This is a genomic window from Bradyrhizobium sp. USDA 4541 (assembly GCF_024171085.1).
Classification (GTDB): Bacteria; Pseudomonadota; Alphaproteobacteria; order Rhizobiales; family Xanthobacteraceae; genus Bradyrhizobium; species Bradyrhizobium australafricanum.
Window position 1 is genome coordinate 3864578 of the sequence record NZ_JALJZF010000001.1, and the last position, 15132, is coordinate 3879709.

Below are 15132 nucleotides of genomic sequence, written 5' to 3' on the forward strand. Positions count from 1 at the left end.
TTGGCCTGCAATTTCCTTCTAATTTTTCTGACTAATTTTGCCGCACGCTATCCACAGCAGTTTGTCGTGCAAACGAATCAATGAAGGTCTAGACTTCGTCCACGGCAGAGTGCGCGATCGTTCAGTCAGCAGCTCTGTCCAAGCACGCAAGAAACAACATTCGGGAGATGCGCCATGGTCCGTCAGGACACCGGCTATATGCCTCGCGAAAATCCCTGCGCGCAATGCGGTAAGCCGATCGCCCGCCCTGATTGGGTGGAGCACAGCGAAGGCCGCTCGTCGTTCTTGTGGAATTGCCGCGCCTGCAATTACCGCTTCGAGGCCATCGCGATCTACGAGGAAGCGGAGCTCATTACGCCGCTCGCCGCCTGACGTCTCCTCATCGCATCAGCTTCGCCTGATCAGGCCGCGGATTTCTGCCGCTGCAATTGCTGTTGCCGCGCCGGCAATTCGATCCGGACCACGAGCCCGTGCGGCTTGCGATCGTGCAGCGACAGCGTGCCGGCATGCGCGAGCACGATGGCATTGGCGATCGACAGACCAAGGCCGAAGCCTTCGGCCTCATCCATGTTGCGCGCCTGGTCGCCGCGCACGAACGGCTCCAGCACGCTCGCCTTGTGCGCATCCGAGATGCCGGGCCCGTCATCCTCGATGTCGACGACGAGGCGGTCCGGCTTGACGTCGAGGCGGACGGCAACTTCGCCGCCGAACCGCACGGCATTCTCCACCAGATTGGTGATGCAGCGATGCAGGTCGGCCGGCCGCGCGGTCGCCATCGCGTGCTGCGGGCCCGCGTAACTGACCTTGTGTCCCATGTCGGCGAACTGATCGGTGACGAGGTGCAGCGTGCTCGCGATGTCGACCAGCGTCATCTCCTCGAGCTTGCGGTCGTTGCGCAGGAACGACAGCACCGATTCCAGCATCGAGCGCATCTGGTCGAGGTCGCGCAGCATGCGGTGGCGGTGGGTCTCGTCCTCGATGAATTCGGCGCGCAGCCGCATCCGCGTGATCGGCGTGCGCAGGTCATGGCTGATCGCGGCCAGCATCTTGGTACGATCGTCGATCAATGCGGTGATGCGCTCGCGCATCCGGTTCAGCGCCCGGGCCAGCGAACGAATCTCCTCCGGACCGCGCTCGGGCAGCGGCGCGGCGGCGCCGTTCAGGCTGAAGGTCTCGGCGGCCTTGACGAAGGACGACAGCGGCGCGGTCAGCGCCCATGCCGCCCACAGGCCGAGCAGGGTGACGCTGATGACGGCGAACAGCACCGTCATCATCCACGGTCCACCCCAGAACGGCCGCATGTGCTGATCCGGCGTCAGGTTGGCGGCGAACATGGCGCCGTCGGGCAGGCGGATCGCGACGCGGCGAATTTCGCCGTCATGCGGCGTGCCGCCAGCCTCGCGCGGCAGCAGGAAGATGCGATAGCCGGCGCCGAGCCGGCGCAACGCGTGCAGGCTCGGCGTGTCGGTTTCGGTAAGCGCGCCGGCATCGGAAGGCAGGTCGCCGATCGCAAGTTGCGGGAAGGCACGGGCGACGTCGGCCAGGAGCCGCGGCCGCTCCGACGCCGGGGCATGCCCGAGCAGCTGCGCGGCGGCGGCGAGCTGGGTGTGCCAGCGGTCCGACGGCTCCACCCGATCAGGGCGATGGATCAGGAAGGTGGCGGTGATGATCAAGTGCAGCGCGACGATCGAAACGACGACCAGCGCCGCCATCTGGGCGCCGATCCCCCGCAGACTCAGCACGCGCAGCAGCTTCATGGTCAATTGTTCGTGGCGGCAACCGCCTCCACCCTCGGCGTGAACACATAGCCGCCGGAACGCACTGTCTTGATCATGGTGGCTTCCTGCGGATCGGGCTCGATCTTGCGGCGGATGCGGCTGACCAGCACGTCGATCGAACGTTCGAACGAGCCGGCGCTGCGGCCCTGGGTCAGGTCGAGCAGGCTGTCGCGCGACAGCACGCGGCCGGGCCGTTCGCAGAAGGTGCGCAGCAGGTCGAACTCGGCGCTGGTCATGGCGACGCGCGCGCCTTCGGGGTTGCGCAGCTCGCGCAGGCGGATGTCGATACGCCAGCCGAGGAAGGTCAGCGTGGTCGCGCCCTCGATCGCGCTGGCGTTGCGCGCGGCGGCCTGCCGGCGCAGCACCGCGTTGATCCGCGCCAGCAGCTCGCGCGGGTTGAACGGCTTTGCCAGGTAATCGTCGGCGCCCATCTCGAGGCCGAGGATGCGGTCGACGTCCTCGCCGCGCGCGGTCAGCATGATGATCGGCGTCTGCGATTCCGCCCGCACCTTGCGGCACAGGCTGAGGCCGTCCTCGCCGGGCAGCATGACGTCGAGCACCAGGAGATCCACCCGATGATCGGTCATCGCCTTGGCCATCTCGCGGCCGTCGGAGGCGGTCGTGACATGACAAGAATTGGTACGGAGATATTTTGCGATAAGGGACCGCGTCTCGCGGTCGTCCTCGACGACAAGGATATTGGGCGCAGCCTGGGTCATACCGATCTTTTGTCCGTGATTCGGGGAAAGCGGCTCAGGAATTTTGTTTCAGTATGTGTCTGAAATCTTGCCCGGCTATCCGGGTTAACAGGTCGGCCGCAGGCAGAAAAGTTATCGTTCTGTCATCAATCCTGATGCCCTGAAATGCGGGCAGAACCCTCTGGCCCCTGGTCGTTATGGCGGCCGGAGAAGGGGAAGGGCGACTGTCATATCCGGGGGCGGAACCCGTTACCCCGGCGACGCGTTATTTCTCTTTCGGGTCAAGGAGGGTGAGATGGCTGTCGAGGTCGAGACCAGGCCGCATCAGCTCATTGCAAGCGACCGGGTCGAGGGGACGGCGGTGCGCCGGGCCAATGGCGATATGATCGGCCATATCGAGCGGCTGATGATCGACAAGATCTCGGGCAAGGTATCGTACGCGGTGTTGAGCTTCGGCGGCTTCCTGGGCATTGGAACCAATTTGATCCCGCTGCCCTGGGGCCGGCTGCACTACAACCCGAAGTTCGAGGCCTATGAGCTCGACATCGAGGACGAGGAGCTGAAGCGCGCGCCGTCGTTCCGTGCCGACAAGGATTTCGATTGGGGCGATCGCTCGCAGGAAGTCGAGCTGCATCGCTTCTACGGCGTGCCGCCCTATTGGGGCGGCTTCTGATCGCGCGGCAACATGCGCGCATGACGACGCTCGTCGATCGATGATGCGGTCGCCGGGGCGAGCGCGCGGTTTGTGCAGCGCGGTTCGCCGGGACGACTTAGTGAGCCAAACATCGTCACATCATGGACTGCGCGTCCGGCGCAGTCGTGAGGCTCAACCGCAAGCTCACTTGAGAGATCACGATACCTTTCGTCAAGCGGCGCAGCGTTTCCGTGCGCTGAAAGGTCCTCACCCCCGTTCCTCGGCATTTAAGCGGCTTTTGAGCGCAGGTCCGTTAGGAACGGTTGCGAAGATGACGGGTTTTCCCAGCATCGATTTTGCGAGAGGAGAGCCATCAATGTTGGTCAAATCCATCATCGCCGGCCTCGCCGGCACCGCGCTGCTTGCAACCGTCGCCGTTGCGCAGACGCCAACCGATAAGGGCGACAAGATGTCTCCTGCGGCGTCGACGTCAGCCACGTCAGCCACGTCGCCGGATTCGTTCAAGGGCAACTGGCGCGCGTCGAAGGTCGTCGGCCTTAGCGTGTACAACGACGCCAATGAAAGCGTCGGCTCGATCAATGATCTGCTGATGGAGAAGGGCGGTACAATCAAGGCGGTCGTGATCGGCGTCGGCGGCTTCCTTGGCGTCGGCGAGCACTTGGTCGCGGTCCCGATCGACAAGGTGAAGTTCGTGAACGAGCCGATCGCCTATACCGGCGCCTCGAACACCGGCGCCGGCAGCACCAGCAAGACGACCACCACGGGCGCGGCCCCTGCGGCGGCGACGTCGAAGCCGAATCCCTGGTATCCGGATCATGCCGTGTTCAATGCGAGCAAGGATGAGCTGAAGGCGATGCCGGAATTCAAGTATTCGACTGACTAACGCATCGCGTCACCTGCAAGAGAAGAGCGCGTCCGGTTGCTGCCGGGCGCGCTTTTTTGTTGGCCGGATGAATAAAATTTGGGAAGAGTGTAGGGAGTAGGTCAGGCGATCCAATTCGGACAGCGCGTTGCAATCATCATCAACCCTCACGTGATCATTCGTCAAATGGCTGAAGAACCTGATGAATGACAGGGACCGCGATGGCGGCAATCCCGCGGTAGCCCGGATTCGCGGCCGCTACCCGCAATACACGCGGCGCCGGTTGCAAGGCTTTGCGGAGCGGCTGCAACAGAAGGTTCATGCCGACCGTGTGCCGGTCACTTCGCTCGCGCTTGCCGGTCCCACCGAGCGGATCAGCCTCGAGGACGCGCTCAAGCTCGATTATCGGCCGGTCCCGTTGGGCGAGACGCTGGGACCGCTATGGGCGACTTATTGGGTGCAGGTCGTGGCCGAGGTGCCGCAGGCCTGGGCCGGCTCGCGCGTGGATCTGTATTGGGACAGCCGCTCGGAAGCGCTGCTTTGGCTCAACGGACGTTCCTCGCAGGGTCTCAATCCCGGCCGCCACACCGCGCCGCTCGTTCAGTCGGCGAGCGGCGGGGAGACGATCAGCTTCCATGTGGAGGTGGCCTGCAACGGCCTGTTCGGTGCGTTCTGGAGCGATCCGCAGGCCTACGCGCTGGTCGCCTGCGAGCTGCGCTGCTTCGATTCCGAGGCCACGGCATTCTATTTCGACTACGAGGTGCTGCGCCAGCTCGAGGTTGACCGCGATCCCACGACAAAGTCGAGGTCATACGGCGCTGTCGGAGAGACGGCGCAGCCGGCGCTGGATCGGACCTGGGCGGGGCGCCTGCTGCACGATCTCAACCGCATCTGCAACATCGCCGATCCCGACGATCGCGCGACCTGGCCGGCGGCGCGGGCGATCCTCGATGGCCTGCTCGCGGCACGAAATGGCAGCATCGCCCACGAGGTGTCGGCGATCGGCCACGCCCATCTCGACACGGCATGGCTGTGGCCGCTGGCGGAAACCCGGCGCAAGGCGCAACGCAGCTTCTCCACGGCGGTGGCGCTGATGGAGCGCTATCCCGATTTCAAGTTCGCCTGTTCGCAGGCCTATCAGTATGCCGTCATCGAGCAGAATGACCCTGACCTGTTCGCCCGAATTCGCGCCAAGGCCGCCGCCGGCCAATGGATTCCGGTCGGCGGCAGCTGGATCGAGCCGGACTGCAATCTGCCGTGGGGCGAGTCGATCTGCCGTCAGTTCCTCTATGGTCAGCGCTATTTCGAGCAAACGTTCGGCGCGCGCTCCAGCGTGTTCTGGAATCCCGACGTGTTCGGCTACGACGCCCAGCTGCCGCAGCTGATGCAGTCCGCGGGGATGTCGCGCTTCCTGACCCAGAAGCTGTCGTGGAACAAGTTCACCTCACCGCCGCATCACAGCTTCCATTGGCGCGGACTGGACGGCAGCACGGTGCTGGCACATTTCCCCCCGGCGGACACCTACAACGGATCGGCGCAGGTCGCGGAGCTCCGCTATCACGCCGCCAATTACAAGGACGCCGACCGTTCGTCCGACGCACTCTATCTGTTCGGCTATGGCGACGGCGGCGGCGGTGCCGACGAGACGATGCTCGAGACGTTGCTGCGCGCAAGGGACTTGCAGGGGCTGCCGCGAATCCAGATTCGCTCCGTCGACGAGTTCTTCGACCGCCTGGCGATATCAGCGCCGGATCTGGCAACGATCGAAGGCGAGCTCTATCTCGAATATCATCGTGGCACCTACACCACGCAGGCCGAGACCAAGCGCCTCAACCGCGCTTGCGAGGCCGGCCTTCAGGCACTCGAATTCGTGACCACTGTCGCGGCCGCCTGCCGGCAACCGGCACCATCCGCACAGGAGATCGAAGCGCTATGGCGCACGTTGCTGGTCAACCAGTTCCACGACATCATTCCCGGCAGCAGCATCCGCGAGGTCTATGAACGTGCGGAGGTCGAACTCGCCGGCGTGGCGGAGGAGGCCGGGCGTCGCACGCAAGCCGTGCTGGCGACACTGTGCGATCCCGAAGACGGCAATTGGACGCCCGTCAACACGCTGGGCTGCGCGCGCGCCGAAGTCGCGTCCGACCCCGACGGCGAGCTTCGTCACATCGCCGCCGCGCCGTTTGCGGCGGGTGAAACGACGACGACCGACGATCGCGTTGTGGTCGCCGCCGATCTGGACGGCTTCGTGCTGTCGAACGCGCGGCTCGAAGCGCGCATTGATCGCAGCGGGCTCGTTCGGTCGCTGCTGCATGTTGCGACCGGCCGCGAGACCTTCGCATCACCGGCAGCCCGGCTGCTGCTGCTCGATGACCGGCCGCTCGATTTCGAGGCATGGGATATCGATCCGTTCGCGCTGGAGACCGCGCGCGAGGTGACAGGAGATGTGAGCTGCGCCGTGCTGTCGGATGGCGGACTGCGCGGCGAAGTCCGTTTCGAGCGCGGGCTCGGACGCGCGAGCCGGCTCGCGCAGGTGATCCGCCTCGATGCCGGCGCCGATCATCTCGAATTCGAAACCACGGTCGATTGGCAGGAGCGCAAGACGGCGCTGAAGGTCATGTTCCCCATCGCCTGCCGTGCATCGAGGGCAACCTATGAAACCATGTTCGGCGCAACCGAGCGGCCGACCCATGCCAACGCGGATGCCGATGCGGCCAAGTACGAGGTGCCCGGGCATCGCTGGGCCGATCTCGCCGAGCCGGATTTCGGCGTGTCGCTGTTCAGCGACTGCCGTCACGGCTATTCGGCGTTCGGCAACCAGCTCGCGCTGACGCTGCTGCGCGGCTCCGAATTGCCTGATCCGCAGGCCGATATCGGGCGGCACCGGATGCGCTATGCGATCTATCCCCACCACGGCGACTGGCGCAGCGCGGACACGGTCGGGCGCGCCTTGCGGTTCGAGCGTCCGGTGCTGTGGACCAAAGGGCGCCCTGGCGCGCTGTTGCGACGATCGTTCCTGACCGCGTCTCCGGCCAACGTGATCGTCGATACGATCAAGCCCGCCGAGGATGGAGACGGCTGGGTGGTGCGGCTTTACGAGAGCGCCGGCATTCGCACCGCCGCGGCGCTCGATTTCGGCGTCGACATCGCGTCGGTGTGGATCAGCAACACCCTGGAAGACCGCATCGAGGCCTTGCCGACCGAGGATCGGGGATGCCGCCTGGCGCTGCGTCCATTCCAGATCGCAACGCTGCGGGTCTTCCAGGCGTAATGCCTGCAGTGACTTTCGCTCCGGCTTGCGGGGTACGGCATGGCAGCCGCGGAATTCCGTCTGCGATGCGCGGAGAGACCGGATCGCATCGCTGGATGCGATCCGGTGTGGCGTGGCCGTCAGTTCGACTTCACCAGCGGACAGCCGCCCTTGTCGAGCGGGCGGAACGCCTCGTCGCCGGGCACGGTGGCGATCAGCTTGTAGAGGTCCCACTCGCCCTTGGATTCCTCGGGCTTCTTGACCTCGAACAGATACATGTCGTGCACCATGCGGCCGTCGATCCGGATATGGCCGTTCTTGGCGAAGAAGTCGTTGACCGGCGTGGCGCGCATCTGGGCCATCACCTGCGGCGCCTCGTCGGTGCCGATGGCCTCGATCGCCTTCAGGTAATGCATGGTCGCCGAATAGAGGCCGGCCTGGATCATGGTCGGCATATGGCCGACCTTCTCGTTGAAGCGCTTCGAGAAGGCGCGGGTCTCGTCGTTCATGTCCCAGTAGAAGGCGTCGGTGACGATCAGGCCCTGGGTCGCCTTGATGCCGAGCGAATGCGTGTCGGTGATCTCCTGCAGCAGCGCGATCATCTTCTGGCCGCCCTGGGTCAGGCCGAACTCGGAAGCCTGCTTCAGCGCGTTGGTGGTGTCGCCGCCGGCATTCGCCAGCGCCACGACCTTGGCCTTGGAGGCCTGCGCCTGCAGCAGGAAGGACGAGAAGTCCGACGAGTTGAGCGGATGACGCACGTCGCCCAGCACCTTGCCGCCGCTCTCCTTGACGACATTGGCGGCATCGCGCTCCAGCGCCATGCCGAAGGCGTAGTCGGCGGTGACGAAGAACCAGGTGTCCTCGCCGCGCTTGACCATCGCCTTGCCGGCGACGTTCGAGAGCGCGTAGGTGTCGTAAGTCCAGTGCACCGTGTTGGGCGAGCAGGCGGTGCCGGTGATATCGGAGGAGCCGCCGCCGGAATTGATGTGGATTCTGTTCTTTTCGCGCGTCAGCGCCGAGATCGGCAAAGCGACCGACGAGGTCGGCACGTCGAGGATCGCGTCGACCTTGTCGTTGTCGTACCAGTTGCGTGCGATGTTGACGCCGACGTCGGGCTTGTTCTGGTGATCGGCTGCGATCACCTGCACCGGCTTGCCTTTCACCTTGCCGCCGTAATCGGCGACCGCCATCTCGACGGCGGCGACCGAGCCCTTGCCGGTGGCGTCCGCATAGAGGCTCGACATGTCGGTGAGCACGCCGATCTTGACGACGTCGTCGGAGATCTGGGCGTTCGCCGCGGTCGCTGAGACCGCGAGCGCGAGGCCGGCCGCCGCTGCGGCCAAGAGTGTTTTCATCGTGTTTTTCTCCCTGACTTTTTCGTTGAGGGTTGCTTCCACCGGGGCGTTCTAGCCGCTGCGACAAGCTGTCGCAAAGACGACTTTTTGAGCATGCGCGCGGCAAGTGTTCCCCCTCTCCCCCGCTCTTCGCGGGGAGAGGGTTGGGGTGAGGGGCCTTATCCACGGGTGGCGATTGTCGTGAGACCTGTACCCCCTCACCCGGATTGCTTCGCAATCCGACCTCTCCCCGCAAGCGGGGCGAGGTAAGAGAGCAATCCGCTCGGGCAGTGTCCTACAGCGCCGGTAACGCGGTGACGGCGGCCTTGATGGTGCCGTCGGTTTCCACGATCACCCGCAACGTCTTGGAATCGAAGTCGATCCCGGCCAGCCGGATGCTGTTGACCTCGGCGTCGACGCGGATGCCCTCCTCGTTCTTCTGCAGGTCGGCGATGGCGGCGGCGACCTTGCGCTGCGCGTTGGTCGCGAATGGCTTCAGGTCGACCACCAGCCGGTCGTTAAGGGTCTGCTGCATGTGCGGGATCGCCGCGCGTGCGGCGGCGCCGAGCAGGCCGAACGCGGCCTCGGATTCCACCGCCAGCTCGACGTCGGTCAGCCGCAGCGTCTGCGACGGCTGGTCGAGCCGCGGCCGGCCCCAGATGTGCACGGTCGCCTCGGCGCCCAGCCCGAACCAGCTGGCCTTCTCCTTGGCGTGCACCAGGAGCGAGATCAGAAGCCGGCCGCCGGAGGCGGCGATGCTCGCGCTCTTGACGGTCACGTCGACCGGACCGGAGCCGTCCTCGGGGAAGGTCTTGCCCTTGAGCTGCGCCTCGACCAGCTGGCTCAGCGTGGTGAAGGACAGGTCGACCGGCAGGCCGATCGCGACCTGGCTCGGCATCGGCGGCACGATCGAGAGTTTTTCGGGGAACGGGCAGTTCGGGGTGGTCTGCGCCTCCGTGATCCGCGTTTCGGCCTCGATCCCCATCGTCAGGATCAGCGAGGACGCATCGACCTTCGGCTGCGCGGCGATCGCGCGGGTCGGTCGCAGTTCGAGCCACATCGGCGGCATCGAGGTGGTGCCGCCGGTGCCTTGCAGCGGGATCGAGCGGCAGGCCTTGGTCCATTGCGTGCGGGCGTTGTTCTGGAACACCGGGTCGTTGTGCAATCGGGCCTCGACCACGGAAATCTGGTCGGCGACCGCCTTGTCGATGACAGGCTTGACCTGGGCCGGCACGCTGATGCGGACGCCGGCCGTCGACAGGCTGGTGTCGCCGAGATTGACCTGTGCCTGCAGGTTCGGCTCGATCCGCCAGGACGCGCCGAGCTTCGGCCGCGCGGTGAGGGTGACGTTGCCCTTGATCTCGGCGTTGGCGTTGATGTTCTTGATGTTCACGGCGCCGATCTGCTTGGCGACATTGCCGCCGAGCAGGCTGCCGAGCGCGTCGTTGACCGCGCCGGTTGCCTTGGCGGACAACGCGCCGGTGACCTTGAGCGTGCCGTTGATCGGGGTGGTCAGCGTCAGCACGTCCTGCGCGCCGGTGGCCGCGATCGGCCCGCGCGATGCGGTCCAGCCGATGTCGGCATTTTGCAGGATTTGCTGGACCGGGTTGTCGGCCTTGCCGCCGAACGTCTTCGGCGCGCCGCGTTCGGCGGCGTCGCGGATCGCCGACAGCGCGACCGAGACCTGCGCCACGATCGTCGAGGAACGCGGCGCCTGCGGCAGCGGCGGCAGCTCTGCGAGCTTCGGCTTCTGCACGGTGACGCTCGGCGCGAGCCAGTCCATTGCCTTGAGGCTGATCACGAACGAGACCAGCACCACCGCGGTCCCGAGCGCTATCGTCCTTGGATGCATCGGTAGACGCATCATTCCCCCGGATGAAAATCAACTTGACGGCTTGTACAGGCCCCCCGACGAGGGCGCCAGTGTGGCGGGATCAAGCTGCTTCAGGGGCGGAAGGCGTTAAGGTTGATGAACGCGACAACGGCCCCGGCATGAGAATGCCGGAGCCGTGGTCGAGGACGCCTTTGTTAAGGACGCCTTGGAGGGGAGGGGCTTAGCGGACGGCCGAGCCGAGATCGGCGCGGCGGTCGGTCATCGGCAGCACGATCACCTTGGTGCCGACGCTGACCCGCGAATAGAGGTCGGAGACATCTGCATTGGTCAGGCGCAGGCAACCGGAGGACACGCGGGTGCCGATCGTCTCCGGCGCGTTGGTGCCGTGGATGCGGTAGATGGTGCCGCCGAGATACATGGCGCGGGCGCCGAGCGGGTTGCCGGGGCCGCCGGCCATGTGGCGCGGCAGATAGGGTTGGCGGGCGATCATTTCCGGCGGGGGCGTCCAATCCGGCCACTCCGCCTTCTTGGTGATGGTCTGGGTGCCCGACCAGGTGAAGCCGTCGCGGCCGATACCGATGCCGTAGCGCATGGCCTGGCCGTTGCCGAGCACGAGATAGAGATAGGTGTGCGGGGTGTCGATGATGATGGTGCCGGGCGCCTCGCGCGTCGGATAGGCGACGACCTGGCGGCGCAGGCGGGCGGGCAACTCAACCGAACGGTCTTCCTCCTGCGTCTGCGGCATCGACTGCACCGGCGGCTGCACGGCCTCGGTCGGCGGCGTCAGGATGAAGGGGAACATCGGCAGCGGAGCGGCCGCGGCGGAATTCGAAAAAGCGACGGCGCCAATCGCCAGCGCACCGAAGGCGGCGGCAGCGAGACGTGAGTTCAGCTTGATGGAATTGAACATTGTCGACCCCTGTTGTTTGCGCCCTGCGCGCCAGTTCCGGCGCGTCGTTGGGTCAAAGCAGTACAGGTGAGGCGTTTCAGGACGTTTGCACGAAATCGCCAAAATGGTTTCGTGCCGTTAGGGAATTGTTTCGTGCGTGTTTCGTCGCACGGTTAAGGCCGGGTTGCCGGGAAGGGGGTGTCCCGCCGCAAGACAGTCTTCCTGGCACGGTGCTTGCTGTCCCAGCGCATTGTTTCGGAATGGAGTGGAAATGATGCTGGGGCACACGATCGGCAGCATGCTGGATCGGCAGAAGGGCTTCGGCCCCGGGTTCGATTTTCTCCGTATCGCACTGGCGATTTCCGTCGTCGCCGCCCACGCGCCCTATGTCGCGAGCGGCAGTGGCGACGGCGAGCAGGCGTGGATCGCCTGGTTTCCGCACTACGCCATTCTCGTGATGTTTTTCGCGCTGAGCGGCTTTCTGATCGCGGCGAGCGGCCTGCGGCTCTCCCTAAAGGAATTTCTCACCAATCGCGGCATGCGGATCATTCCGGCGCTTGCGGTCGAGATCGTGCTGTCGGCACTGATCCTCGGGCCGATCTTCACCGCGCTGCCGCTGTCGGACTATTTCGCCAATTTCGGCACCTACAAATACTTCACCAACATCATCGGCCTCGTGAACTACGTCCTGCCCGGCGTGTTCAGCGGAAATCCCGCGCCGGAGGTCAACAGCTCGCTGTGGACGGTGCCGTTCGAATATGGCTGCTACGCGCTGATGACGGTGTTCATCCTGTTCGGCCTGTTGCGCAAGCCGCCGCTCATCGTGCTCGGTGCGCTCGTGCTGGTCGGCATCGGCCTTGCGCTCGTACTCGCCGGGCATGGCGCGCAACCCTCGCAACTGCCCGCCGGGGTCGCCGGCACGCTGCATGACAGGATCTTCAGCACGGCGCCGTTCCTCGGACGCGGCGCGAAGCTGCCGGTCGCGTTCATGCTCGGCATCGCGATCTATCTCTATCGTGACCGCATTCCCTACAACGGATGGCTTCTCGCCGCGTGCTGCGCGCTCTGCGCGGGCGCCGCGCTGCTCGGTCCGGCGGACTGGATGAGCCAGCCGGTGCTCAATCTGCTGATCGCCCCGGCGCTGGTCTATATCACCGCCTATCTCGGCGTTTCGAAGCTGCCGCGGCTGCCGCTGATTTCGCGCGGCGACTATTCCTACGGCATCTATCTCTACGGCTTTCCGGTGCAGCAGGTGGTGCGGGTATGGCTGCCGCACGCGCCCGTGATCGTTCAGTTCGCGATTGCGCTGCTGCTGATCACGCTGTTCGCCGCGTTCTCCTGGCACTGGATCGAGAAGCCGATCCTGAAGCTGCGCAGCCGCTTCTCCTTCGTGGCGCGCGAGCGCCTTGCGCCGGACGACGCGGCCGCGCCGCGCCAGGACATTGCGCCTCTTGCCGTTGCCGCGAGCGCCGTCCGCAGCAGGCACTCCTCCTGACGAGGAGCCAGCACCTTCGCCGTTCAGGAGCTGAGATATCCGGCCGATCCGTCCCACAGCAGCTTGGCCGCGGTGATGACCAGAATGGCGTAGCAGGCGCGGTACAGCGCGCGCTGGTCGAGACGTTCGTGCAGCCGCCATCCGGCCCAGACGCCGACCGGCACCGCCGGCACGCAAAGCGCCATCAGCATCCACAGGCTGCGCGACGGCGTGGCGAGCACGAGCCACGGGCCGGCCTTCAAGAGGTTGCCGACCGTGAAGAACAGGCTGGTGGTGCCGGCGTAGAGCGCCTTCGGCATGCCGAGCGGCAGCAGATAGATCGCAAGCGGCGGCCCGCCCGAATGGGCCACCATCGTGGTGACGCCGGAGGACAGGCCGGCGAACGTCGCCTTGAACGTCGAGCGCGGACGCGGCTTGATCTCGCCGCCGCCGAGAAGCCACAGCGCGGCGAACACCAGCGTCACCACGCCCATCACGATCTCGACGGCATGCCGGTCGAGATCGCGCAGCACGAAATAGCCGAGGCCGATGCCGACGACGAGCGCCGGCAGCAGCATCGCGAGGTCGATGCGCGACCACGTGCTCGGGCGCCAGAACCGCAGCGCGGTGACGTCCATGACGACGAACAATGGTGCCAGCAGCGCGCCCGCCGCGATCGGGTCCATCGCCAGCGACAGCAGCGGGATGCCGACGATGGCAAAACCGCCGCCGAACGCGCCCTTCATGAAGGCGATCAGGAAGACGCCGGCGAAGGCAACCGCGAGCACGAAAGGTCCGGGCAGGTCAGCGACGATGGACGTGATCATGGTGTCGTGCGAAGCGTTGTGGTCATGTACTCAACATGGCCACGCGCGCCTGCATGCGCAATCCAAACATTGCTCTCGGTGCACATTGCTCTCGGTGCAATTCGGCGTGCACGCGGCCTAGCCGGCGCGCATCCGCGGCAGGCCCGGCTTGTCGCCGTTGATCACGGCGCGGCGGTCGGAGACGGCGTGATGGAATTGCTCGAGCGTCAGCCCGATCACCGAGAGATCGCCTTCCTCGATCGCGCCGTCGTCGTAGCAGTCGAGCGCCTCGCGCAACAGGGCATCCGCGTCGCCCTGCATGGCGGCGAGCTGTTCCGGCGTCTCGGCGCCGCGCACCTGCGAGATCAGGGTCAGCAGATTGTCGCGATGGGTGATGTAGTGCTCGCGCTCGTCGCGCTTCACGTAGTGGCGCAGCCAGGCGCCGGCCGAGCCGAGGCCGGAGAGCAGCAGGATGCCGCCCCAGATGTAGTCGGAGTATTTTTCGAGGAAGGTGCGCTCGGTGCCGTCGATATAGGCGGCCGCGCCCTGATGCGCCGGCAGCGCGGCGTCCTTGTCGGTGTCGGGCTTCTCGATCTTTGCCGCCGCCGGCAGATCGCGCGCGACCTGGAGGCGCAGCGTGAACAGCTGCCGGTCGAGCGCGCCGACGGTCGCCTCGCTCAGCGCATGCTGCGCGATGATGAGGTGATTGACGCTGACGGTCTCGACCTTGTCCTCGGGCCGCGCCGGCGACGAGGAGAAAATGCTGCCGGCGATCTCCTCGGACTCATAGCGCGGATGCTTCTGCGCGATTGCCTCCGAGACATCGACCGGGAGGAAGACCGGCTCGCCGCGCGCCGCCGCCGTCGCCGTAATCGCTTCCGTCGTTATCTTGCTGTCGAGCGGGCCGACGGTCATGTAGGCATCGAGCGAGGGGTCGCGCGCGAGGTCGGCGATCTTGTTGACGGCGAACTGGCTGACCGCGACCTTGTCGGGGTTGACGCCGGACTCGGTCAGGATCACGCGCAGCAGCGTGACGTTGGCCTGGGTGCTGCCGACCACGCCAACCTTGTGGCCGGCGAGATCGTCGATGCTCTTGATCTTCGCGGACCGCCGCTTGCCTTTGGCGCCCGAGGGCGCCCACAGCACGACGACATTCTTGCGCAGGATCGCAACCGACTCGGCGCTCGCGGGCAGATCGAGGTCGCCGCGCACCACCGCGAGGTCGACCTTGTTCGCCGTGAACAGTGCGATGCTCTCGGCGGAGCCCTGCGTCGTGACCGGCTTCAGCCGCACCGAGCTGCCGTCGTGCGTAAAGACCTGGGCGAAGCCCTGGATCAGCTTGACGTCCTCGCTGCCGGTCGGGCCGACCGCGATCGCGAGCGTCACCGGACGCAGCGCGTAATACAGCGCGCCGGCGGCGAGGCCGAACACAAGCATGCCGGCCGCAAGGATCAGCAGCGACGAGTTTCGCCGCCTGAGCCTGCGGCGCTTGGCGCCGGGATTTTCACTCTGCTCTGACATCTGGCTGTCACGTTACACGAAAAACCGGCCG

General features: G+C 65.7%; 12 protein-coding genes. 5 read left to right on the forward strand and 7 right to left on the reverse strand.

Translation table 11 applies throughout. From position 1 onward, the window contains the following. The first annotated feature begins 174 nt into the window (after positions 1 to 174). Complete coding sequence (locus J2R80_RS18100; RefSeq protein ID WP_028332600.1) at positions 175 to 372, forward strand: hypothetical protein; 198 nt, start codon at positions 175 to 177, stop codon at positions 370 to 372. 29 nt (positions 373 to 401) lie between these two features. On the opposite strand, the gene J2R80_RS18105 is transcribed toward J2R80_RS18100, so the two are convergent. Both J2R80_RS18105 and J2R80_RS18110 read right to left on the reverse strand, forming a co-directional pair. Further along, positions 402 to 1757 carry an ATP-binding protein gene (locus J2R80_RS18105; protein WP_253639053.1) on the reverse strand — a complete coding sequence of 452 codons (1356 nt, stop codon included), beginning with the start codon at positions 1755 to 1757 and terminating at the stop codon, positions 402 to 404. A gap of 2 nt (positions 1758 to 1759) precedes the next feature. Continuing rightward, the gene (locus tag J2R80_RS18110; protein WP_018273044.1) at positions 1760 to 2497 is read right to left on the reverse strand and encodes a response regulator; all 738 of its coding nucleotides are present in this window, start codon (positions 2495 to 2497) and stop codon (positions 1760 to 1762) included. Between the two features lie 274 nt (positions 2498 to 2771). On the opposite strand from J2R80_RS18110, the gene J2R80_RS18115 reads away from it, so the two are divergent. The 3 genes from J2R80_RS18115 to J2R80_RS18125 all read left to right on the forward strand — a co-directional run bounded on the left by J2R80_RS18115 (position 2772) and on the right by J2R80_RS18125 (position 7264). Next, a complete protein-coding gene (locus tag J2R80_RS18115) occupies positions 2772 to 3149 on the forward strand; it encodes a PRC-barrel domain-containing protein (RefSeq protein ID WP_028344225.1) in 378 nt (125 codons plus the stop codon). Positions 3150 to 3486: 337 nt separating this feature from the next. Beyond that, complete coding sequence (locus J2R80_RS18120; protein WP_253639054.1) at positions 3487 to 4014, forward strand: PRC-barrel domain-containing protein; 528 nt, start codon at positions 3487 to 3489, stop codon at positions 4012 to 4014. A 181-nt stretch (positions 4015 to 4195) separates the two neighbouring features. Beyond that, a complete protein-coding gene (locus J2R80_RS18125) occupies positions 4196 to 7264 on the forward strand; it encodes a glycoside hydrolase family 38 C-terminal domain-containing protein (protein ID WP_253639055.1) in 3069 nt (1022 codons plus the stop codon). Positions 7265 to 7383: 119 nt separating this feature from the next. On the opposite strand, the gene J2R80_RS18130 is transcribed toward J2R80_RS18125, so the two are convergent. The 3 genes from J2R80_RS18130 to J2R80_RS18140 all read right to left on the reverse strand — a co-directional run bounded on the left by J2R80_RS18130 (position 7384) and on the right by J2R80_RS18140 (position 11321). Continuing rightward, a complete protein-coding gene (locus J2R80_RS18130; RefSeq protein ID WP_253639056.1) occupies positions 7384 to 8598 on the reverse strand; it encodes an ABC transporter substrate-binding protein in 1215 nt (404 codons plus the stop codon). Positions 8599 to 8872: 274 nt separating this feature from the next. Beyond that, positions 8873 to 10441: a DUF4403 family protein gene (locus tag J2R80_RS18135; RefSeq protein ID WP_253639057.1), complete on the reverse strand. Its 1569-nt coding sequence runs from the start codon at positions 10439 to 10441 to the stop codon at positions 8873 to 8875. Between the two features lie 190 nt (positions 10442 to 10631). After that, positions 10632 to 11321 carry a L,D-transpeptidase gene (locus J2R80_RS18140; RefSeq protein WP_253639058.1) on the reverse strand — a complete coding sequence of 230 codons (690 nt, stop codon included), beginning with the start codon at positions 11319 to 11321 and terminating at the stop codon, positions 10632 to 10634. Positions 11322 to 11574: 253 nt separating this feature from the next. Here J2R80_RS18140 and J2R80_RS18145 point away from each other — a divergent pair, with 253 nt between their 5' ends. Next, complete coding sequence (locus J2R80_RS18145) at positions 11575 to 12795, forward strand: acyltransferase (RefSeq protein WP_253589609.1); 1221 nt, start codon at positions 11575 to 11577, stop codon at positions 12793 to 12795. 23 nt (positions 12796 to 12818) lie between these two features. Here the strand turns inward: J2R80_RS18145 and J2R80_RS18150 are convergent, their stop codons facing one another. Then, a complete protein-coding gene (locus tag J2R80_RS18150; protein WP_076824231.1) occupies positions 12819 to 13601 on the reverse strand; it encodes a sulfite exporter TauE/SafE family protein in 783 nt (260 codons plus the stop codon). A gap of 117 nt (positions 13602 to 13718) precedes the next feature. Continuing rightward, on the reverse strand, positions 13719 to 15101 hold the full coding sequence (locus J2R80_RS18155) for a TAXI family TRAP transporter solute-binding subunit (protein WP_253639059.1): 1383 nt from the start codon (positions 15099 to 15101) through the stop codon (positions 13719 to 13721). Positions 15102 to 15132: the final 31 nt, after the last annotated feature.